The 16612-nt window shown below is 75.1% G+C and carries 15 protein-coding genes and 4 pseudogenes; 10 read left to right on the top strand and 9 right to left on the bottom strand.

The window, feature by feature from the left end; genetic code table 11:
• Window positions 1-18 precede the first annotated feature (18 nt).
• A pseudogene (locus tag ABEB13_RS34030) lies at window positions 19-1286 on the bottom strand (metallophosphoesterase).
• Window positions 1287-1906: 620 nt separating this feature from the next.
• Between ABEB13_RS34030 and ABEB13_RS34025 the strand changes: the two are divergent.
• The gene (locus ABEB13_RS34025; protein WP_345708544.1) at window positions 1907-2650 is read left to right on the top strand and encodes an aggregation-promoting factor C-terminal-like domain-containing protein; all 744 of its coding nucleotides are present in this window, start codon (window positions 1907-1909) and stop codon (window positions 2648-2650) included.
• A 238-nt stretch (window positions 2651-2888) separates the two neighbouring features.
• Window positions 2889-3878, top strand: a complete 990-nt coding sequence (locus ABEB13_RS34020; RefSeq protein WP_345708543.1) for a glycosyltransferase family 2 protein — start codon at window positions 2889-2891, stop codon at window positions 3876-3878.
• 20 nt (window positions 3879-3898) lie between these two features.
• On the opposite strand, the gene ABEB13_RS34015 is transcribed toward ABEB13_RS34020, so the two are convergent.
• On the bottom strand, window positions 3899-4504 hold the full coding sequence (locus ABEB13_RS34015) for an HIT family protein (protein WP_345708542.1): 606 nt from the start codon (window positions 4502-4504) through the stop codon (window positions 3899-3901).
• 145 nt (window positions 4505-4649) lie between these two features.
• Here ABEB13_RS34015 and ABEB13_RS34010 point away from each other — a divergent pair.
• Together ABEB13_RS34010 and ABEB13_RS34005 are read left to right on the top strand one after the other, a co-directional pair.
• Window positions 4650-7519 (top strand): annotated as a pseudogene (locus tag ABEB13_RS34010) (FAD-binding and (Fe-S)-binding domain-containing protein).
• A gap of 139 nt (window positions 7520-7658) precedes the next feature.
• Window positions 7659-8546, top strand: coding sequence for an SGNH/GDSL hydrolase family protein (locus ABEB13_RS34005; protein WP_345708541.1), 888 nt, complete (start codon window positions 7659-7661; stop codon window positions 8544-8546).
• 66 nt (window positions 8547-8612) lie between these two features.
• Here the strand turns inward: ABEB13_RS34005 and ABEB13_RS34000 are convergent, their stop codons facing one another.
• From ABEB13_RS34000 to ABEB13_RS33990, 3 genes and pseudogenes are all read right to left on the bottom strand, one after another.
• The gene (locus ABEB13_RS34000; RefSeq protein WP_345709918.1) at window positions 8613-8762 is read right to left on the bottom strand and encodes a CBS domain-containing protein; all 150 of its coding nucleotides are present in this window, start codon (window positions 8760-8762) and stop codon (window positions 8613-8615) included.
• A 38-nt stretch (window positions 8763-8800) separates the two neighbouring features.
• The gene (locus ABEB13_RS33995) at window positions 8801-9019 is read right to left on the bottom strand and encodes a CBS domain-containing protein (protein WP_345709917.1); all 219 of its coding nucleotides are present in this window, start codon (window positions 9017-9019) and stop codon (window positions 8801-8803) included.
• A 499-nt stretch (window positions 9020-9518) separates the two neighbouring features.
• Window positions 9519-10040, bottom strand: a pseudogene (locus ABEB13_RS33990) (SPFH domain-containing protein); the annotation flags it as partial.
• A gap of 114 nt (window positions 10041-10154) precedes the next feature.
• Between ABEB13_RS33990 and ABEB13_RS33985 the strand changes: the two are divergent.
• Complete coding sequence (locus tag ABEB13_RS33985) at window positions 10155-10955, top strand: uracil-DNA glycosylase (protein ID WP_345708540.1); 801 nt, start codon at window positions 10155-10157, stop codon at window positions 10953-10955.
• A 36-nt stretch (window positions 10956-10991) separates the two neighbouring features.
• Here ABEB13_RS33985 and ABEB13_RS33980 read toward each other — a convergent pair whose 3' ends face one another.
• Entirely contained in the window at window positions 10992-11849 is an 858-nt protein-coding gene (locus ABEB13_RS33980) for a CHAD domain-containing protein (protein ID WP_345708539.1), read from the bottom strand.
• A gap of 159 nt (window positions 11850-12008) precedes the next feature.
• Here ABEB13_RS33980 and ABEB13_RS33975 point away from each other — a divergent pair, with 159 nt between their 5' ends.
• The 4 genes from ABEB13_RS33975 to ABEB13_RS33960 are packed head-to-tail and all read left to right on the top strand — an operon-like array spanning window position 12009 to window position 14224.
• A complete protein-coding gene (locus tag ABEB13_RS33975; RefSeq protein WP_345708538.1) occupies window positions 12009-12209 on the top strand; it encodes a hypothetical protein in 201 nt (66 codons plus the stop codon).
• Window positions 12206-12769, top strand: a complete 564-nt coding sequence (locus ABEB13_RS33970; protein WP_345708537.1) for a hypothetical protein — start codon at window positions 12206-12208, stop codon at window positions 12767-12769. The genes ABEB13_RS33975 and ABEB13_RS33970 overlap by 4 nt, the downstream gene beginning before the upstream one ends.
• 15 nt (window positions 12770-12784) lie before the next feature.
• Entirely contained in the window at window positions 12785-13582 is a 798-nt protein-coding gene (locus ABEB13_RS33965) for a thioredoxin domain-containing protein (RefSeq protein ID WP_345708536.1), read from the top strand.
• Between the two features lie 3 nt (window positions 13583-13585).
• A complete protein-coding gene (locus ABEB13_RS33960) occupies window positions 13586-14224 on the top strand; it encodes a vitamin K epoxide reductase family protein (RefSeq protein ID WP_345708535.1) in 639 nt (212 codons plus the stop codon).
• Window positions 14225-14466: 242 nt separating this feature from the next.
• Here ABEB13_RS33960 and ABEB13_RS33955 read toward each other — a convergent pair whose 3' ends face one another.
• Window positions 14467-14742, bottom strand: coding sequence for a VOC family protein (locus ABEB13_RS33955; protein WP_345708534.1), 276 nt, complete (start codon window positions 14740-14742; stop codon window positions 14467-14469).
• A gap of 446 nt (window positions 14743-15188) precedes the next feature.
• On the opposite strand from ABEB13_RS33955, the gene ABEB13_RS33950 reads away from it, so the two are divergent.
• A complete protein-coding gene (locus ABEB13_RS33950; protein ID WP_345708533.1) occupies window positions 15189-15533 on the top strand; it encodes a PIG-H family GPI synthesis protein in 345 nt (114 codons plus the stop codon).
• A 58-nt stretch (window positions 15534-15591) separates the two neighbouring features.
• Here the strand turns inward: ABEB13_RS33950 and ABEB13_RS33945 are convergent, their stop codons facing one another.
• Both ABEB13_RS33945 and ABEB13_RS33940 read right to left on the bottom strand, forming a co-directional pair.
• Window positions 15592-15894 carry a putative quinol monooxygenase gene (locus tag ABEB13_RS33945; protein WP_345708532.1) on the bottom strand — a complete coding sequence of 101 codons (303 nt, stop codon included), beginning with the start codon at window positions 15892-15894 and terminating at the stop codon, window positions 15592-15594.
• Window positions 15895-15948: 54 nt separating this feature from the next.
• A pseudogene (locus tag ABEB13_RS33940) lies at window positions 15949-16563 on the bottom strand (short-chain fatty acyl-CoA regulator family protein); the annotation flags it as partial.
• Window positions 16564-16612: the final 49 nt, after the last annotated feature.

Below are 16612 nucleotides of genomic sequence, written 5' to 3'. Positions count from 1 at the left end.
GTCGCCGCGCGGGAATGCTCAGGCCTGCCGGGAGGCCAGGGTGACCACCGTGATGTCCGAGGGCGCCCCGACCCGCACGGGCGGGCCCCACGCCCCGCGCCGCGGGTGACGTACAGCTCGGTGTCGCCGTACCGCTCCAGCCCGGCGACCGTCGGGTTGGCGAGCTCGGCAAGGTAGTTGCCCGGCCACAGCTGGCCGCCGTGGGTGTGCCCGGAGAGCTGCAGGTCGACCCCGTGGCGGACGGACTCGTACACCGTGACCGGCTGGTGGGAGAGCATCACGGCCACCCGGCTGCGATCCCGGTCCCCGAGCGCCCGGTCGAAGTCCGGGCCGTGGCCCTCGGCCGTCCCGGCCAGGTCGTTGACCCCGGCCAGGTCGAAGTGGGCCAGTTCGGTCCGCGCGTTCTCCAACGGGTGGACACCCAGGCTCCGGACGAACTCCACCCAGGGCGCCGCGCCGGAGAAGTACTCGTGATTGCCGGTGACGAAGTACGCGCCGTCGCGGGCCCGCAGCTGCGCCAGCGGCTCGGCGGCCGGGCCGAGGTCGGGCACGCTGCCGTCGACCAGGTCGCCGACGATGGTGATGAGATCCGGCTGGACGCGGTTGATGGTGTCGACGATCCGCTGGGTGTGCGAACGGCCCAGGATCGGCCCGAGGTGGATGTCGCTGACCACCGCGATCCGGTAGCCGTGCGCCCGGCGCGGCAGCTTCGCCAGCGGCACGGTCACCTGCTTCAGCCGCGGCCCGCGCAGCACCCCGTACGCGCCGTTGCCCACCACGGCCAGCGCCGCGCCGCCGGCCGCCACCGCCACGCCGCGCGCCACCAGCAGCCGCCGGGACGGGTCCACGGGGCCACCCGCCACCGGAGTCGGCGCGGGGCCGGACACGGACTCGGACACGGGCTCGGAGGCACCGGTCCCTGCGGACGCGGCGGGCACGGCCACGTCCGCAGGGACCGGCTCCGGCGAGCCGGGCCCGCGCCGCAGCAGCCGGTTCAGCAGCGGCCGGACGGCCTCGCCGACCAGCAGCGCCAGCACGAGGTACAACAGGACCGCGAGCCACAGGTAGCCGGGCCAGGCGAACCACCGCTCCACCGCCAGCGGGAACGCCCGTCCACCGACCAGCGCACCGACCGAGAGCAGGGGCAGCACGACCAGCAGCACCGTCCCGGACCGCCGCCAGCGGCTGCCCGGCGCGGAGACGTCGCGCACCGTGCGGCGCCACACGTACCAGTGCACGGACGTGAGCAGGGCGACAGCCACCACGAGCAGGAGCGCGATCATCATGCGGTCAGTATCGGCGGCCCGGCCGGCCCGCCGGCGCCCGGGGCGCGCACCGAACGCCGCGCCGAAGGCCGCTGCGGACGGCGGCGCAGTCGCCGGGCGCTCCCGGTGACCGTCCGGACACCCTCCGCCGACCGGCGGCGGACGGCGGCCCGACCGGCCTGTGAGGCCCCCACACCGGTCGTCACGACTACTGCCCCCGATAGTCGTCACACTCCGTTGCGGCCATCCGACGGCCGCCGGGCCGCGCCGGGCCGCGGCCACCACGCGACAGAACCCGCTGGTCAGGCCGATTCTCCGGGTCGATCGCAGGGTCGGGGTTTGCCGACGATAAGGGGCGGGTAAACCGCGTCGAAGCGCCCGGGTCCGCCCCGGGCGCTTCGTCATGTCTACGATGCCGCGTCGTAGCGGAGGTCGTTGCCGCCGTCCGGCGGGTCTGCCAAGAATGACCCGGTCGCAAGGCAGCGCGGCCCGATTCCGCCGCGTGCCCCCGCCCACTCCGGCCCGTCGGCCGGGGTGCCCAGGCCGTCCGCACGGCCCCGCGGGCTGTTCCCCCGAACACGCTTCGCGATACCCGTGTGCCCGGAATCGGCCCCGTCCGACGGAAGAGGTTGTCCCCCGCCATGCAGTTGCCCACGAACCTACCGCCGAAGCACCGCCGCAACGCCCTGGTCACGGGCATCGCCACGCTCGCCGTGGCCGGTACGGCAACCCTGGCGCTGGCCCTGCCGCAGGACACCTCGACGGCCGCCGCGGCCGCTCCCGCCGCCGCGGCCGCTCCCGCCGCCGCAGCCGCCCCGGCCACCGCCGCTGCGCCCGCCCCCACCATCGCCCAGCAGCTGGCCGCCGCGCAGGCCCAGGCCGCCGGTCAGAGCGACCCGGCGAAGGCCAAGGCGGACGCGGACGCCAAGGCCGCCGCCGACGCCAAGGCGAAGGCCGACGCGGACGCGAAGGCCAAGGCGGACGCCGACGCGAAGGCCGCCGCCGATGCCCGGGCCAAGGCGGACGCCGACGCCAGGGCGAAGGCCCAGGCAGCCGCCCGCTCCCAGCAGCGCCAGGCCCTCAGGCCCGCCGCCCCCAGCGGCACCCCGCAGCAGATCGCCGCCCAGCTGGTGCCCGCCGGCCAGCTCGGCTGCTTCAGCAACATCGTGTTCCACGAGAGCAGCTGGAACGTCCACGCGGTCAACCGGTCCTCCGGCGCGTACGGCCTGGTGCAGGCCCTGCCCGCGTCCAAGCTGGCCTCGGCGGGCGCAGACTGGCGCGACAGCGCCGCCACCCAGATCAAGTGGGGCCTGAACTACATGAACAGCCGCTACGGCAGCCCGTGCGGCGCCTGGTCGTTCTGGCAGGCGCACCACTGGTACTGACCCGGCCCGGCCCCGCGGCCGCGCACGAGAGAGGCGGGCTCCCCGGGGAGCCCGCCTCTTCGTACACCCCGGCACCGGCCGCCACCATGCATGATCACCCAAGGTCACGACTTGTCGGCAGGGCGTGCGGCCGGAGTGAAGATCCTGCAGACGTTCGATGCCATTTGTCCGTGGTTGTCGCGCTTCACGGCAGTTCCGGGCATTGCGTGGGCGTGTACACGCCTTTAGCCTCCCCGCCATGCCACCCCTCATATCCGTCGTGCTCCCCGCCCACGACCCGAACGGCGGGCTCAAGGAGTGCCTCGACGCACTGCTCGGGCAGTCCTTCCGCGACTTCGAGGTCGTGCTGGTCGTGGACCGCTCCCCCGAGTGCCCGGAGCGGACCGCGGACGCCTACGGCATGCGCGACCCCCGGGTCACCGTGCTCCGGCTCAACGCCGCCGTCGGCATCGGCCGGGCGCGCAACGCCGGCGCCGCCCGCGCCCGGGGCGACTACCTGCTGTTCCTCGACAGCGACCACCTGGTGGACCCGGAGGCGTTCGCCGCGATGGCCGAGCGGCTCGACGCGACCGGCCCGGTGGACGTCCTCCACTTCGGCCACCTGCGCGAGCACGGCGACCGGCTCTGGCCCGGCGGCGCCGACGACGTCCTCGCCGCCGCGGGGCCCGCCGTGACCACCCCCGCCGAGCGCCCCGAGCTGATCGGCACGCCGCCCCTGGTCTGGGACCGGCTGCTGCGGCGCGGCACCGTGCCCGCCTTCCCGGACGGCCACTACGACGAGATCCCGGTGGTGCACGCCACCACGCTCGCCGCCCGGCGGATCGCCGTGCTGCCCCGCCCGTGCGTGACCATCCGCCGCCGGCACACCCTGCACCCGACCGGGTCGCCCGGCGCCAGCCACTTCGACCTGTTCGAGCAGTACGGACGCAGCTTCGAGGCGCTGAACGCGGCACCGGACGCGGAGGCGCTGCGGCCGCACCTGTTCACCCGGATGATCCGGCACTTCCTGTTCGTCTTCGACCTCGCCGGGTGCGTGGACCGGGCCCAGCGGCCGCAGTTCTTCCACCGGGCGGCGGAGCACTACCGCGGCCACCTGCCGGCCGGCTACCGACGGCCCGACGGCCGCGAGGGCGTGAAGTTCTCCCTGCTGGCAAGCGGGGCTTACGCGGCCTTCGAGGTGGCCAAGCTGTCCCACATCGCCCGCGGCGCGGTGTCCGGCCGCCGGTAGTCCCGCGGCGTCCCCCGGCGTCAGAGGTGCGCGGTGCCCCCGTCGGCGGCCATCGCGGCGGCGATCCGGCGGCGGTTGTCCTGCCACTCGTCGTCCGGCACCTTGGGCAGCAGGTCGTCCCAGATCGGCAGGCAGGTGCCGCGCAGCTGCATCATCCCGGCGGGCCTGGCGATCAGCCAGAAGTGCAGGTGGGCCGCACCGTCGCCCCACTTGTTCTGGTGCACCCGGCCGATTCCGCCGAGCGCGGTGACGGCCCGCTCCACGCGCTGGAGCATCGGGCCGAGTTCGGCGGCCCGCTCGGGCGGGAGGTCCACGAGATCGTGGTGACCGCGCGGCTGGAGCAGCACCATGGCGGGCAGCGCCGCAGCCTCGGCGGGCATGGCCAGCCGCCAGTGCTCGTCCGTCCAGACAAAGTCGCCGTCGGGGCGGGCGCACTGGCTGCACGTGGCGGCGCCGTCCTCGCCGTCCCGGGGCGGTTCGGGCAGTTCGGGCGTGTCCAGCACCTTGATCCGGAGGTCGCCCTCGAACGGGAAGACCTCCCAGAACGGGATGCCGTCCGCCGGGAAGGGGATCCGCTCCCCGATCGGGAGCCGGGCGAGGTACGGGGTGACGTGATCATCGCTCATGGTCGGCGAGTCTGCCGGATGACACCCTGTCAGCCCTCCACCGGGGCCTCCTCCCGGTACGCCTCCCGCACCCTCCGGTCGGTGACGCCGCCGCCGCGGGTGGCGGTGGACCGGCCGGCGGAGCCGTTCCTGCGATGATCGGCGCATGACCGCCGCCCTGGAACGCGCCCTGTCCGCCGCCCTGCGGGGTGAGGTCCGCTTCGGCACAGCCGAACGCGCGGTGTACGGCTACGACGCGTCGAACTACCGGCACCTGCCGGCCGGCGTGGTGAAGCCGGCCGACCGGGACGACGTCCGGACGACGCTCGCGCTCTGCCGCGAGTTCGGGGTACCGGTGGTGCCGCGCGGTGCGGGCACCAGCATCGGCGGGCAGGCGATCGGCCCGGGCGCGGTGGTGGTGGACTTCCGGCGCCACCTCGGCAGGGTGCTGTCCGTCGACCCGGACGCCCGGACGGCCCGGGTGGAGCCCGGCGCCGTCCTCGACGACCTCCAGCGGGCCGCCCGCCCGTACGGGCTCAGGTTCGGGCCCGACCCGTCGACGCACAGCCGCTGCACCCTCGGCGGGATGATCGGCAACGACTCCTGCGGCGCGCACTCGGTGGCCTGGGGACGCACCGGCGACAACGTGCGGTCCCTGGACCTGCTGCTGGCGGACGGTACCGAACTGACCGTCGGCGGCCCGCTGGACGCGGCCGGACGCGCCCGGCTGCGCGGCCTGCCCGGCCGGGCGGGCGAGGTGCACCGGGCCGTGCAGGACCTCGCGGAGCAGAACCTCGCGCTGCTCCGGCGCGGTATGCCGGATCTGCCCCGCCGCACCTCCGGCTACACCCTGGACGCGCTGCTCCCGGAACGCGGCCACGACCTCCCCCGCGCCCTGACCGGCACCGAGGGCACCTGCGCCGTCGTGCTCGGCGCCACCGTCGCCCTGGTGCCCGAACCGCCCGCCCGCGCCCTGGTGGTGGCCGGCTACCCGGACGAGACCGCCGCGGCCGACGCGGTGCCCGCGCTGCTGCCGCTGCGGCCGCTGACCGTGGAGGGCATGGCGGCCGACCTGATCGCCGCCCTGGTGGCCGCCGGGCCGCGTCCGCCCGCCCTGGACCGACTGCCCGACGGCGCCTGCTGGCTCTTCCTGGAGGCCGGCGGCGACACGCCCGCCGAGGCGCTCGCCGCCGCCCGCGACCTGGCCGAGGCCGTCCGCCGCGCGCCGCGGGCGGCCGCCGCGGTGGTCACCGACCCGAGCGAGCAACGGCAGTTGTGGGCAATCCGGGAGGCGGGCGCGGGCATCGTCACCCGGCTGCCGGACGGGGGCGAGGCCTGGCCCGGCTGGGAGGACTCCGCTGTCCCGGTGGAGCGGCTCGGCGACTACCTGCGGGAGCTGCGGTCGCTGCTCGGCCGGCACGGCCTGCGGGGCGTCCCCTACGGGCACTTCGGCGAGGGGTGCGTGCACCTGCGGCTGGACTTCCCGCTGACCGATCCCCGGCGGCTTCCCGCGTTCCGGGCCTTCCTGGAACAGGCCGCCGATCTGGTGGTGTCGTACGGCGGTTCGCTCTCCGGGGAGCACGGCGACGGGCAGGCGCGGGCGGAGCTGCTGCCCCGGATGTACCCGCCGGAGATCATCGACCTGTTCGGGCGGTTCAAGCGGATCTGGGATCCGGAGAACCTGCTCAACCCCGGTGCACTGGTGGATCCCCGCCCGTTCGACGCCGACCTGCGCTTCCCCGGCCGCGACCTGCCGCTGACCCTGCCGTACGAGCAGGACGGCGGCAGCCTGCTGACCGCGGTGCACCGCTGCGTGGGAGTCGCGAAGTGCGTGGACACCACGAGCGGCGTGATGTGCCCGAGCTACATGGCCACCGGTGAGGAGCGGCACTCCACCCGCGGCCGTGCCCGGCTGCTGGCCGAGATGCTGCGCGGCGAGGCGGTCACCGACGGCTGGCGGTCCGAGGAGGTCCGGGAGGCGCTCGACCTCTGCCTCGGCTGCAAGGGCTGCGCGAGCGACTGCCCGGTCCATGTCGACATGGCGACGTACAAGGCCGAGTTCCTCCACCAGCACTACCGCCGCCGACTGCGGCCCGCCTCGCACCTGTCGCTCGGCTGGCTGCCGCTGTGGCTGCGCGGCGCCGCGCTCGCCCCGGGCCCCGCCAACCGGCTGCTGCGGCACCGGGGTTCGGCGTCGGTACTGAAGCGGCTGGCCGGCATCGACCGGCGCCGGGAGCTGCCGCAACTCCCGGAGCAGCGATTCACCGCCTGGTTCCGGGCCTGGCGGGCGGCCCACCCCGTCCCGCCCGGCGCAACGCCGGTGCTGCTCTGGCCGGACAGCATGGCCGAGCTGCTCGACCCGGAGCCGGCCCGGGCCGCCGTGGAAGTGCTGGAGCACCTGGGGTACGAGGTGCGACTGCCGCACGGCCCGGTCTGCTGCGGGCTCACCCTGATCTCCACCGGCCAACTCGCGCTCGCCCGAAGGGTCCTGAGGCGCAGCCTGCGGGCCGTTCCAGCCGGGCTGCCGGTGGTCGGCGTGGAGCCGAGCTGCACGGCGGCGCTGCGCGAGGAACTGCCGAGGCTGCTCGGCCCCGACGGCGCGGGCGACCTGCCCGGCCGGATCCGCACGTTCGCGGAGTTCCTGGACGGGTCGGGGGCGGAGCTCCCCGGCTGGCGACGACCGCGATCGCCCAGGTGCACTGCCACCAGCACGCGGTGCTGGGCACCGCGGCGGACCGCCGGGTCGAACGGCGGCTCGGGGTGGAGACCGAGGTGCTGGACTCCGGCTGCTGCGGGCTGGCGGGCAACTTCGGGATGGAACGCGGACATTACGAGGTGTCGGTGGCGGCGGCCGAGCGGGTGCTGCTGCCTGCGGTACGGGCCGCGGGGCCGGAGGTGACGGTCCTCGCCGACGGACTGAGCTGCCGGACTCAGATCGCCCAACTCGCCGACGGCCGAAGGGCGGTGCACCTGGCCGAGCTCGTCCGGCGGGCTCTCCGGGAGGCATCGGGAGCCGCAACCGGGGAGAGCCGCTGACGCGGCACCCGACGGTCGGCGCGAGCGGCCCGCCCACGGCTGCGCGAACGGATCGCGTCCGACCCCTACTCACCGGGACTACCGAGCAGTAGCCTCACCGGGCCGCACCACCCCGCGGCCCGACCGCCCTGGAGGCCCGATGCGCCCGCTCCTGTCCAGACGCGCCCGACTCGCCGTCGTCACCGCCGCGTTCGCCGCCTCGGCGCTCGGCCTGTCGGCCGTCCCGGCCGCCGCGGCGCCCTCGTCCCGCTCCTCGGACCTCCCGCGCCACTACCTGGCCCTCGGCGACTCGCTGGCCGCCGGCTACCAGTCCACGCCGGACGGCGGGCACGTGGTGGGCCGCGGCTACGCGCAGGACATCGCCCGCACCCTGGGAGAGCGCGCGGCGGCGAAGAAGCGCGCCTTCGACTTCACCGACCTCGGCTGCCCCGGCGAGACCACCGGGTCCATGATCAACGGCGGCTGCCCCTACCCGCACCCGTACGCCGGCTCCCAACTGGCCGCCGCCGTCCGCTACCTGCGCGAGCACCGCCACGACAAGGTCCTGGTGACGATCGACATCGGCGCCAACGACGTGGACGGCTGCGCGGCGGGCGGGACGATCGACCTGCCCTGCGCGCTGAACGGCGTCGCCCAGGTCGGCCGCGGCCTGTCGGCCATCCTGGCGCAGCTGCGCGAGGCCGCGGGCCCGCAGACCCGGATCGTCGGCATGAACCTCTACGACCCCTTCCTCGCCGCCTGGATGACGGGCGACCAGGGCCGTACGACGGCCGCGCTCTCGGTGCCGCTGGCGAACGTGCTGAACGCCACCATCGGGCTCGCGGACGCCGCGCACGGCGTGCCCACCGCCGACGTGGGCGCCGCGTTCAGCACCAATGCGTTCTCGCCGACGGTGCCGCTCGGCGGGCAGCAGGTGCCGCTGAACGTGGCCCGGATCATGCAGTGGACCAACATGGCCCGCGGCGACATCCACGCCAACGACACCGGCTACCAGGTGATCGCGGACACCTTCCTCGCGAAGATCTGACCGCGGCGCCGCGCGCGGAGGGCCGGGCGGCGCACCGCCGCCCGGCCGTACACCCCGCCGGCCCGCTCAGTCCTTCTCGGCGCAGATCGTGGTGACGAACTCGGCGACCCGTTCCTGCGGCATGTGGCGGGCGATGTCGGCCTCGCTGATCATTCCGACCAGCTTGTGGTCGGGGTGGTTGATCACCGGGAGCCGCCGGACCAGGTGCTGTTCCATGATCCGCAGAACCTGCTCGGCGTCCTCGTCCTCCTCGATCACCATCGGACGGCCGATGGCGAGGTCGACGGCCCGGACCCGGTTCGGGTCGAGCCCTCTGCGACGCACTTCAGCACGATGTCCCGGTCGGTGAGGATGCCCAGCAGCTTCTGGTCGTCCCCGCAGATCGGCAGTGCACCGACACCCCGCTCCCGCATCGTCCGGGCGGCGTCGGCCAGGGTGTCGTACTCGCCCACGCACTCCGCGCCCGGGTGCATGATCTCTCCGGCTGTGGTCATGGTCGAACCTCCCGACTGGCTCACGCCCCTGCCCCTCCATCGTGGTCCCCGCTCCGGGGCACCGCCACCTCGGCGCCGTCGGCCTGCCCGTCGGCCTCCGCCGGGCCGGGCGCCCGCTCGAAGGCGTCCTGCAGCGGGGGTCGAACGGCGAGTGGGCCAACACCTCGTCGAGGGCGGGCAGATCGGGCAGCTCCAGCTGCTCGGGCCCGACCGGCCCCGGCGCTGCCGCGGCCGCGGCGGCCGGCTTCTCGGTCACGCTGTCGAGGAAGCGCAGGAGCTCCACCGGGAAGGGCAGCACCAGGGTCGAGTTCTTCTCCGCCGCGACCTCCACCACGGTCTGGAGCAGCCGCAGTTGGAGCGCAGCCGGGGTGGCGCTCATGATCGCGGCCGCCTCGGAGAGCCGTGCGGACGCCTGGAACTCGCCGTCCGCGGTGATGATCCGGGCGCGCCGCTCGCGCTCCGCCTCGGCCTGCCGGGACATCGAGCGCTTCATCGACTCGGGGAGTGCGACGTCCTTGATCTCCACCCGGTCGATCTCGACGCCCCAGCCGACGGCCGGGGTGTCCAGCATCAGCTCCAGACCCTGGTTGAGGGGCTCCCGGTTGGCCAGCAGGTCGTCCAGCTCGCTCTTGCCGATGATCGACCGCAGCGAGGTCTGCGCGACCTGGGAGATCGCGAAGCTGTAGTCCTGGACGTTGACGGTGGCCTTCACCGGGTCGATGACCTTGAAGTAGACGACCGCGTCGACCCGTACCGTCACGTTGTCCCGGGTGATCCCCTCCTGGGCCGGGACGGGCATCGTGACGATCTGGACATTGACCCGGCGCAGCCGGTCGGCCACCGGCATGATCATCGCCAGCCCGGGCCGGCGGACCTCGTCCAGCACCCGGCCGAACCGGAACACCACACCGAGCTGGTACTGCTGCACCACCCGCAGGCTCAGTCCGGCACACACGGCCAGGACGATCAGCAGCCCCAGGATCGCTTCGACCACCAACATCGCGTCACCTCGCACACCCGCAGGCCGCCCCACTCTCCACGCTACTCCGGCCGCCCGCCGGAGCGCGGACGGCCGGGCGGGGCCTGCCGGGCGGACGGGTTCTAGGATGCGGGCATGGCCTCCCCTGCACCCGGTCGTGCCCGGTCAGCCGCACCGGGCTGGCCGGAGCCCCCGGCGCCGGTCCTGGACCCGGTCGAGGCCGTCGCCGCGACCGGCAGTCTGACCGAGCTGGACACCGCGGTGACCGGCTGCCGGGCCTGTCCGCGGCTGGTGGAGTGGCGGGAGGAGGCGGCCCGGACGAAGCGGCGCGCCTACCTGGACGACGACTACTGGGCGCGCCCGATCCCCGGCTTCGGGCCTGAGGACGCCGCCCTGGTGATCGTCGGCCTGGCCCCCGCCGCGCACGGCGCCAACCGGACCGGCCGGATCTTCACCGGCGACCCGTCCGGCGACCTGCTCTACGCCGCCCTGTACGAGCTGGGGCTGGCCTCCCGGGCGGAGGCCGTCCGGCGCGGGGACGGCCTGCGGCTGCACGGGGTGCGGATCACCGACCCCGTCCGCTGCTGCCCGCCGGAGAACCGGCCGAGCCCGACCGAGCGCGACACCTGTCGGCCGTGGATCACCCGCGAGTTCCGCTACCTGCGGCCGAGTGCGCGCGCCGTCGTCGCCCTGGGCGGGTTCGCCTGGCAGGCCGTCCTGCCCGTGCTCGCGGAGTCCGGCTGGCAGGTGCCACGGCCGCGCCCGGTCTTCGGCCACGGCGCCCGGGCCGCACTGCCGGCCGCGGACGGCGGCCCGGGGCTGCACCTGTTCGGCTGCTACCACGTGAGCCCGCGCAACACCTACACCGGGCGGCTCACCCCGGCGATGCTCACCGACCTGCTGGCCACCGCGGCCGCCGCCGCAGGCCTGCGCTGACCCCCGGTCGCGGACGGGCCGCCGGCCGCCGCGTGCTCAGAACGTCGGCCGTCTGCGGGCCCGCCGCCAGACCGCCGGCAGCTCGGCCCGGGCCCGCGCCGCGGCCGCCCGCTGCTGCTCGAAGAGGACGCCGTACGCGAAGGCCGGGCCCGTCCCGGCGAGACCGTGCAAGGTCCGGCGGGCGAGCACGGCGTCCTGGTGGGCGCCGAGCAGGTCCTGGAGCTCCTTCATCCGCCGCGTGAACGACTGCGCCGCGGCGCCGGCCGGCTCGCCCGCGTACCGGGCCCGCTTGGCGGCCTTCCGGGCCTCGTGCAGCGCCTGGTCGGTGGGCTCGCCGGGGGCGGCCTCCCGGGCGGCCCGGATCCGGCGGCCGGTCCGGCGCTGTTCGCGACGGGCGATCCGGGCGAGCTCGCCGCTCGCGGGCCGATCCGCGCGAACGGTCAGCCGCGGTTCGGCCACCAGGGCGCGCAGCCCGGCCAGCAGGGCCGGCAGCCGGGGACCGTCCAGGGCCGCGAGCGCCTGCGGCCTGGCGCGGGCGGTCTGCTCGGCGGACCACCGGCCGAGCGCCGCAGCGGCCTCCTGCGGCCCGCACTCCGGCGGCAGCTCCCGGGCGGCCGCGGTGAGCCGTTCGCCGAGCACCTCGCTGTCCCGGGCGAGCCCGAGCGCCGCAGCGAGCTCGCGGAGCTCGCCCACCAGCGCCGTGGTGTCGGCGGCCAGCAGCGGCCGGTACGCCTGGAGGGTGCTGCGCAGCCGCCGGGAGGTGATCCGCATCCGGTGGACGGCGTCGGGCTCGTCGGCCCGGACGGGGCCCTCGAGCGCGGCCAGCGCCTCGGTCTGGCGGGCGAGCCAGGCGGTCAGCAGCTCCCCCGCGGTCGGTTCGTCCCGGTGCGGCACGGCGGTCACCCTTCTGCGGGGTCTCCAGCGTAGGCCGGACCCGGTCCGGGGCGGCGACCCGGCACGCCCGGGGCGCCCGGGGCGGGGCGGCCGGCTTGCCACCGGCCGGCGGGCGACGCTTATGCGGGCTTGATCGGCGCACTGGCATACTCGCTGTCCATGACCGGTGACAGGACGACGAGAGCCCTGCGGGCCGCGGTGTTCACCGCGCTCGCCGTGCCGCTCGCCGCCCTGGGCCAGGTCGTGCTGACCGGCCGGCAGCTGCCGCTGACGCTCGTCGCGCTCTGCACGGCGGCCGTGTTCCTGCTGGCGGTCGCGCTGGCGGGGGCCGCCAGAGCCTGTGGCGGCTCTGCGCCGTGATGGTCCCGGTCGAGCTGCTGCTGAACACCGCCTTCAACCTCGGCCAGGACGGCTGCACCGCGGTCGCCGCCCGGTCGCACGGCGTCGACCTGCTGGTCTGCGGCGGCGGCTCGGTGCACGGCGACACCCTGCTCTCCGGCTGGTCGGGCGGCTCCGCCGGATCGGTCCGGCTGCTGGTCCTGCTGGTGCACCTGGCGCTGGCCCTGGCCGCCGCCCTCTGGCTGCGGCTCGGCGACAGCGCGCTCGGCGCCGTCGGCGAGGCGCTGCGCACCCTGCGGTCCGCGGCGCGCGCCCCTGGCGGGCGCTGCTGCTGCTCGCACCGCTCCCGGCCTGCCCCGCCGTCCTGGCGGCGCTGCCCGACCGCGAGCGGGCGCTGCCCCGCCCCGACGACGTCCTCCTCACCCCGGCACCCCGGCGCGGCCCGCCCGCGTACGCCCTGGCCTGCTGACCGCCACCGGCCCCCGCCGGTCCGCCCGTCGGCTCGCCCCCGTACGCAGGACGCCCCCTTTCCGGTGTGCCCCCGCGCGGCCGTACGGCCCGGCGGCACGCCCGTACCGTGAGGATCGACGGACACCATGACCACGCAGCAGCCCCGCCCCGCCCAGTCCGCCCGTGAGCGCATGCAGGAGGCGCACCGCCGCGAGCAGCGCGCCGCCACCGTCCGGCGGCGGACCGCCGTGGGCGTCGCCGTCGCAGCGGTGATCGCCGTCGTCGGCGGCACCGTGGCGGCCATCTCCACCGCCTCGGACGGCTCCGGCACCGCGGCGGCGGCCGTCCCGGTGACCACGCCCGCCCACACGTCCGGCACCGACGGCACGGTCGTGGTCTACGGCCGCGCCGACGCCCCGCACACGCTCACCGTGTACGAGGACTTCCGCTGCCCGGTGTGCCGGGAGTTCGAGACCTCGGCCGGGCAGGCCGTGCAGCAACTGGCCGACAGCGGCACCTACAAGATCGAGTACCACCTGGCCGCCTTCCTGGACGACAACCTCGGCGGCAAGGGCTCCAGGACCGCGCTGGCCGCCGCGGGCGCGGCCCTCGACCAGGGCGTGGACCAGTTCAAGAAGTTCCACGACGTGCTGTACGCCAACCAGCCCGCCGAGACCAGTGACGGGTTCGGCGACACCAACCGGATCCTGGAGCTGGCCGGCAAGGTGCCGGGCCTGAAGACTGCGGCCTTCACCAAGGCCGTCACCGAGGGCACCTACCTGCCGTGGGCCTCCAAGGTCGCCAAGGCCTTCAACTCCAGCGGCGTCAACGGCACCCCGACGGTGAAGCTGGACGGCAGGACGCTTTCGGTCTTCGACGGCGCGGGCAAGCCGGTGACGCCGGAGCAGTACACCGCGCTGATCCGCAGCACGATCGGGGGCTGAGCCGTGCAGACCACCGCCACCGTCCCCGCGTCCGAGCCCGCCACCGCCACGCGGGCGGTCCCCGTCCCGGCCGGCCGGGCGTTCTCCTGGCTGCTGCTGGTCGGCGGCCTGCTCGGGCTGGCCGCCTCCGCGGTCCTGACCTTCGACAAGCTCCGGATGCTGGAGAACCCGGGCTACCGGCCGGGATGCAGCATCAACCCGGTGATCAGCTGCGGTTCGGTGATGCGCACCGCGCAGGCCTCGGCCTTCGGCTTCCCCAACCCGCTGATCGGCCTGGTCGCGTTCGGAGCGCTCGCCGCGGTCGGCGCCGGCCTGCTGTCCGGCGCCGCCCACCGCCGGTGGTTCTGGCTCGGGCTCCAGGCGGGCACGGCGTTCGGGCTCGGCTTCGTGATCTGGCTGATCAGCCAGGCGCTGTACGAGATCGGCGCCCTCTGCCCGTACTGCATGGTGGTGTGGGCCGTGGTGGGGCCGCTGTTCTGGTACACCCTGCTGCACAACCTGCGGACGGGCGTCCTACCCGCCCCGCGCGGGCTCACGGCCGCCCTGACCCGCTACCACTGGGCCGCCCCTGCCCTGTGGTACCTCGGTATTGCGCTGCTGGTGCTGAACAGGTTCTGGTACTACTGGCGCACGCTGATCTGATGGGGCGTTCCTGATGGCTCCCACCTGGGATTTTCCGGGTGGGAGCCGTCAACACGTCTCCGCCGGGCCGTCTCCGCCGGGCCGTCACGGCCGCGCGGCGGGTGGCGGGTGGCGGGTGGCGGGTGGCGGTGGGATCGTCCCGCAGGAGACGCCGAGGCAGGTGAGTTCTCACCGGTCGGTGGCCCTCGCGTGGCGCGGTTCGTACAGGTGCACCTCGCCGCCGCCCGGCAGGCGGAACGCCGTCACCCTCCCCAGCCGGCCGCGGTGACCGGCCGGGTGAACTCCACACCCCTGGCGGTCAGGTCGCGCACCGTGGCGTCGACGTCGTCGCACATCAGGTAGAGCTCATGCGCCCCGGGGCCGTCCGTGGGGTGCACGGCCAGCTCGGCCGGGGGCAGCGCGAAGATCAGCCAGCCGCCTCCCGCGTCGACGTTCGGCCACTCCAGCACGTCGCGGAAGAAGGCCCGGTCCGCCTCTTCGTCGCGGCTGTGGATGATGACGTGCGCACCGTTGATCATGCCCTCAGGGTAGGTCCGGGGGCCGGGCGGTGCCGCGCGACGCCACCCGGCCGGCCAGCCGCGGGCCATCGCGAAGCCGCCGTCCAGTGGGTCGGCCTCGTATGGGGCCGGTCTCGCCGAAAGCGAGGGTCGGCGGCCTCCGCGCCGGGTACCGCTCGGGCCCGTGGCCATCGCCCGACCGGGCAGTGGCCCGCCTTGCGGCCGCCGGACGTCGGGCGACATACTTCCACCGCAGAAACGGAGCATCACATTCCGCCGTGGCACCACCCGCGATCGGCGCTCCTGGTGCAGACAGCCCGGTGGTGCACACAGCCCGGCCCACGGCCGGACCACACCTGATCGAGCACACCCCAGAGGCCACCGCCATGCCGAATGACCAGCGCGCCCCGGCGGCCGGGCCCCAGGCCTGGAAGGCTGTGCGGTTCCGCCCGACACCGCTTCAGCGCATGGCCCCCGCCGCCCTGGGATCCGCTGTTGCCGTCCTCCTCTTCGAGCTCCTCCTCCGGGCCAACGGCGAGCCGCTGTTCCAGCGGGACTCGGTCCATGCCGGCCTGGTCGTCCTTACCATGCCCGTGTGGAGCCTGCTGCTGGGCCGCGAGTTCGGCATCGAGCTGACGCCTCACCGGGTGGTTGTCCACGGCAGCCACCGACGTGCCGTCGACTGGCACACCATCCAGGACGTCCGGATCGAGGAAGGTCCATCGCCCTGTACCAGTTCAACGGGAAGCGAACGGTGCTGCGGGCACCCCACGCGAGGTTCGACCACGACTTCGCCGAGAAGTTCGCGGTGATCGACGGCTGGTGGCGCCACCACCGGGCCCTCTGACCGCACGCAACGGCGTACGGCCGTCAGGCCACGGGGGCCGCGACGAGTTCGACGACCTCGGCGGGCCCGGCCCGGAAGGCGGGGCTGGCGGCATCGGCCTCGATCATGTGCGGCGTGACGTCGTGGGCGGCGAGGGCCGCCTTCGATGCCCACCGCTCGATGAGGACGAAGCGTTCGGGCTCGCCGCTCACCTGGTGCAGGTCGTACTGCAGGCAGCCCGCCTCGGCCCGCACGAGCGGAGCGAGGCGCTCGAAGGCGGCGATCTGCTCCCCGCCGCGACCCGGCAACGTGGTGATCAGGATGACGAGCTGCACCGGCTGTGACATGCCCGGCAGCCTACCGTGCCGCCCCGAGGGGGACTTGACGGGAGGGACGGCCGCTCAGTCCGCCGGACCGGGCAGGACCGGGTACGGGACGAAGGTACTGGTGTGCTCGTCCACGGCCGGCGGGCGGCCGAGGGCCGGTGCGGCGCGCTGGGGGCAGGCCGGGCGTTCGCAGACCTTGCAGCCGAGGCCGATCGGGGTGGCGGCCGCCCGGTCGCCGAGGTCGAGGCCGGCCGAGTAGACGAGCCGGGAGGCGTGCCGCAGTTCGCAGCCGAGGCCGATCGCGAAGGTCTTGCCGGGACGGCCCCACCCGCCCGGCGAGCGGGTGACCGCCCGCGCCGTCCACAGGTAGCGGCGGCCGTCCGGCATCGCGGCGACCTGGACGTGCACCCGGCCGGGCGCGGCGAACGCCTCGCAGACGTTCCACAGCGGGCAGGTACCGCCGGTGCGGGAGAAGTGGAAGTCGCTGGCGGACTGCCGTTTCGAGACGTTCCCGGCCCGGTCGACCCGGACGAAGGAGAACGGCACGCCACGCAGCCCGGGCCGCTGCAGGGTGCTGAGGCGGTGGCAGACGGTCTCGTAGCCGACGCCGAAGTGGTCGGCGAGGTGCTCGATGTCGTACCGGGAGCGCTCGGCCTCGGTGTGGAACGACGTGTACGGCAGGACGAGCGCGGTTCCTCGCCCCGGACGCCCTGCGCTTCCTGATCCGCCTGCACGACGC

It is taken from the genome of Kitasatospora paranensis, from assembly GCF_039544005.1.
Taxonomy (GTDB): domain Bacteria; phylum Actinomycetota; class Actinomycetes; order Streptomycetales; family Streptomycetaceae; genus Kitasatospora; species Kitasatospora paranensis.
The sequence above is the reverse complement of the archived record's forward strand: the minus strand, read 5'-3'. Positions and strand labels throughout refer to the sequence as shown.

Coding starts and splice junctions, on each gene's coding strand:
- ABEB13_RS34020 (WP_345708543.1), top strand. CDS start 2,889: ATGCCACCCCTCATATCCGTCGTGCTCCCCGCCCACGACCCGAACGGC.
- ABEB13_RS34000 (WP_345709918.1), bottom strand. CDS start 8,762: ATGGAACAGCACCTGGTCCGGCGGCTCCCGGTGATCAACCACCCCGAC.
- ABEB13_RS33955 (WP_345708534.1), bottom strand. CDS start 14,742: ATGATCAACGGTGCGCACGTCATCATCCACAGCCGCGACGAAGAGGCG.
- ABEB13_RS33965 (WP_345708536.1), top strand. CDS start 12,785: ATGACCACGCAGCAGCCCCGCCCCGCCCAGTCCGCCCGTGAGCGCATG.
- ABEB13_RS34005 (WP_345708541.1), top strand. CDS start 7,659: ATGCGCCCGCTCCTGTCCAGACGCGCCCGACTCGCCGTCGTCACCGCC.
- ABEB13_RS34025 (WP_345708544.1), top strand. CDS start 1,907: ATGCAGTTGCCCACGAACCTACCGCCGAAGCACCGCCGCAACGCCCTG.
- ABEB13_RS33945 (WP_345708532.1), bottom strand. CDS start 15,894: ATGTCACAGCCGGTGCAGCTCGTCATCCTGATCACCACGTTGCCGGGT.
- ABEB13_RS33975 (WP_345708538.1), top strand. CDS start 12,009: ATGACCGGTGACAGGACGACGAGAGCCCTGCGGGCCGCGGTGTTCACC.
- ABEB13_RS33995 (WP_345709917.1), bottom strand. CDS start 9,019: ATGCACCCGGGCGCGGAGTGCGTGGGCGAGTACGACACCCTGGCCGAC.
- ABEB13_RS33950 (WP_345708533.1), top strand. CDS start 15,189: ATGGCCCCCGCCGCCCTGGGATCCGCTGTTGCCGTCCTCCTCTTCGAG.
- ABEB13_RS34015 (WP_345708542.1), bottom strand. CDS start 4,504: ATGAGCGATGATCACGTCACCCCGTACCTCGCCCGGCTCCCGATCGGG.
- ABEB13_RS33985 (WP_345708540.1), top strand. CDS start 10,155: ATGGCCTCCCCTGCACCCGGTCGTGCCCGGTCAGCCGCACCGGGCTGG.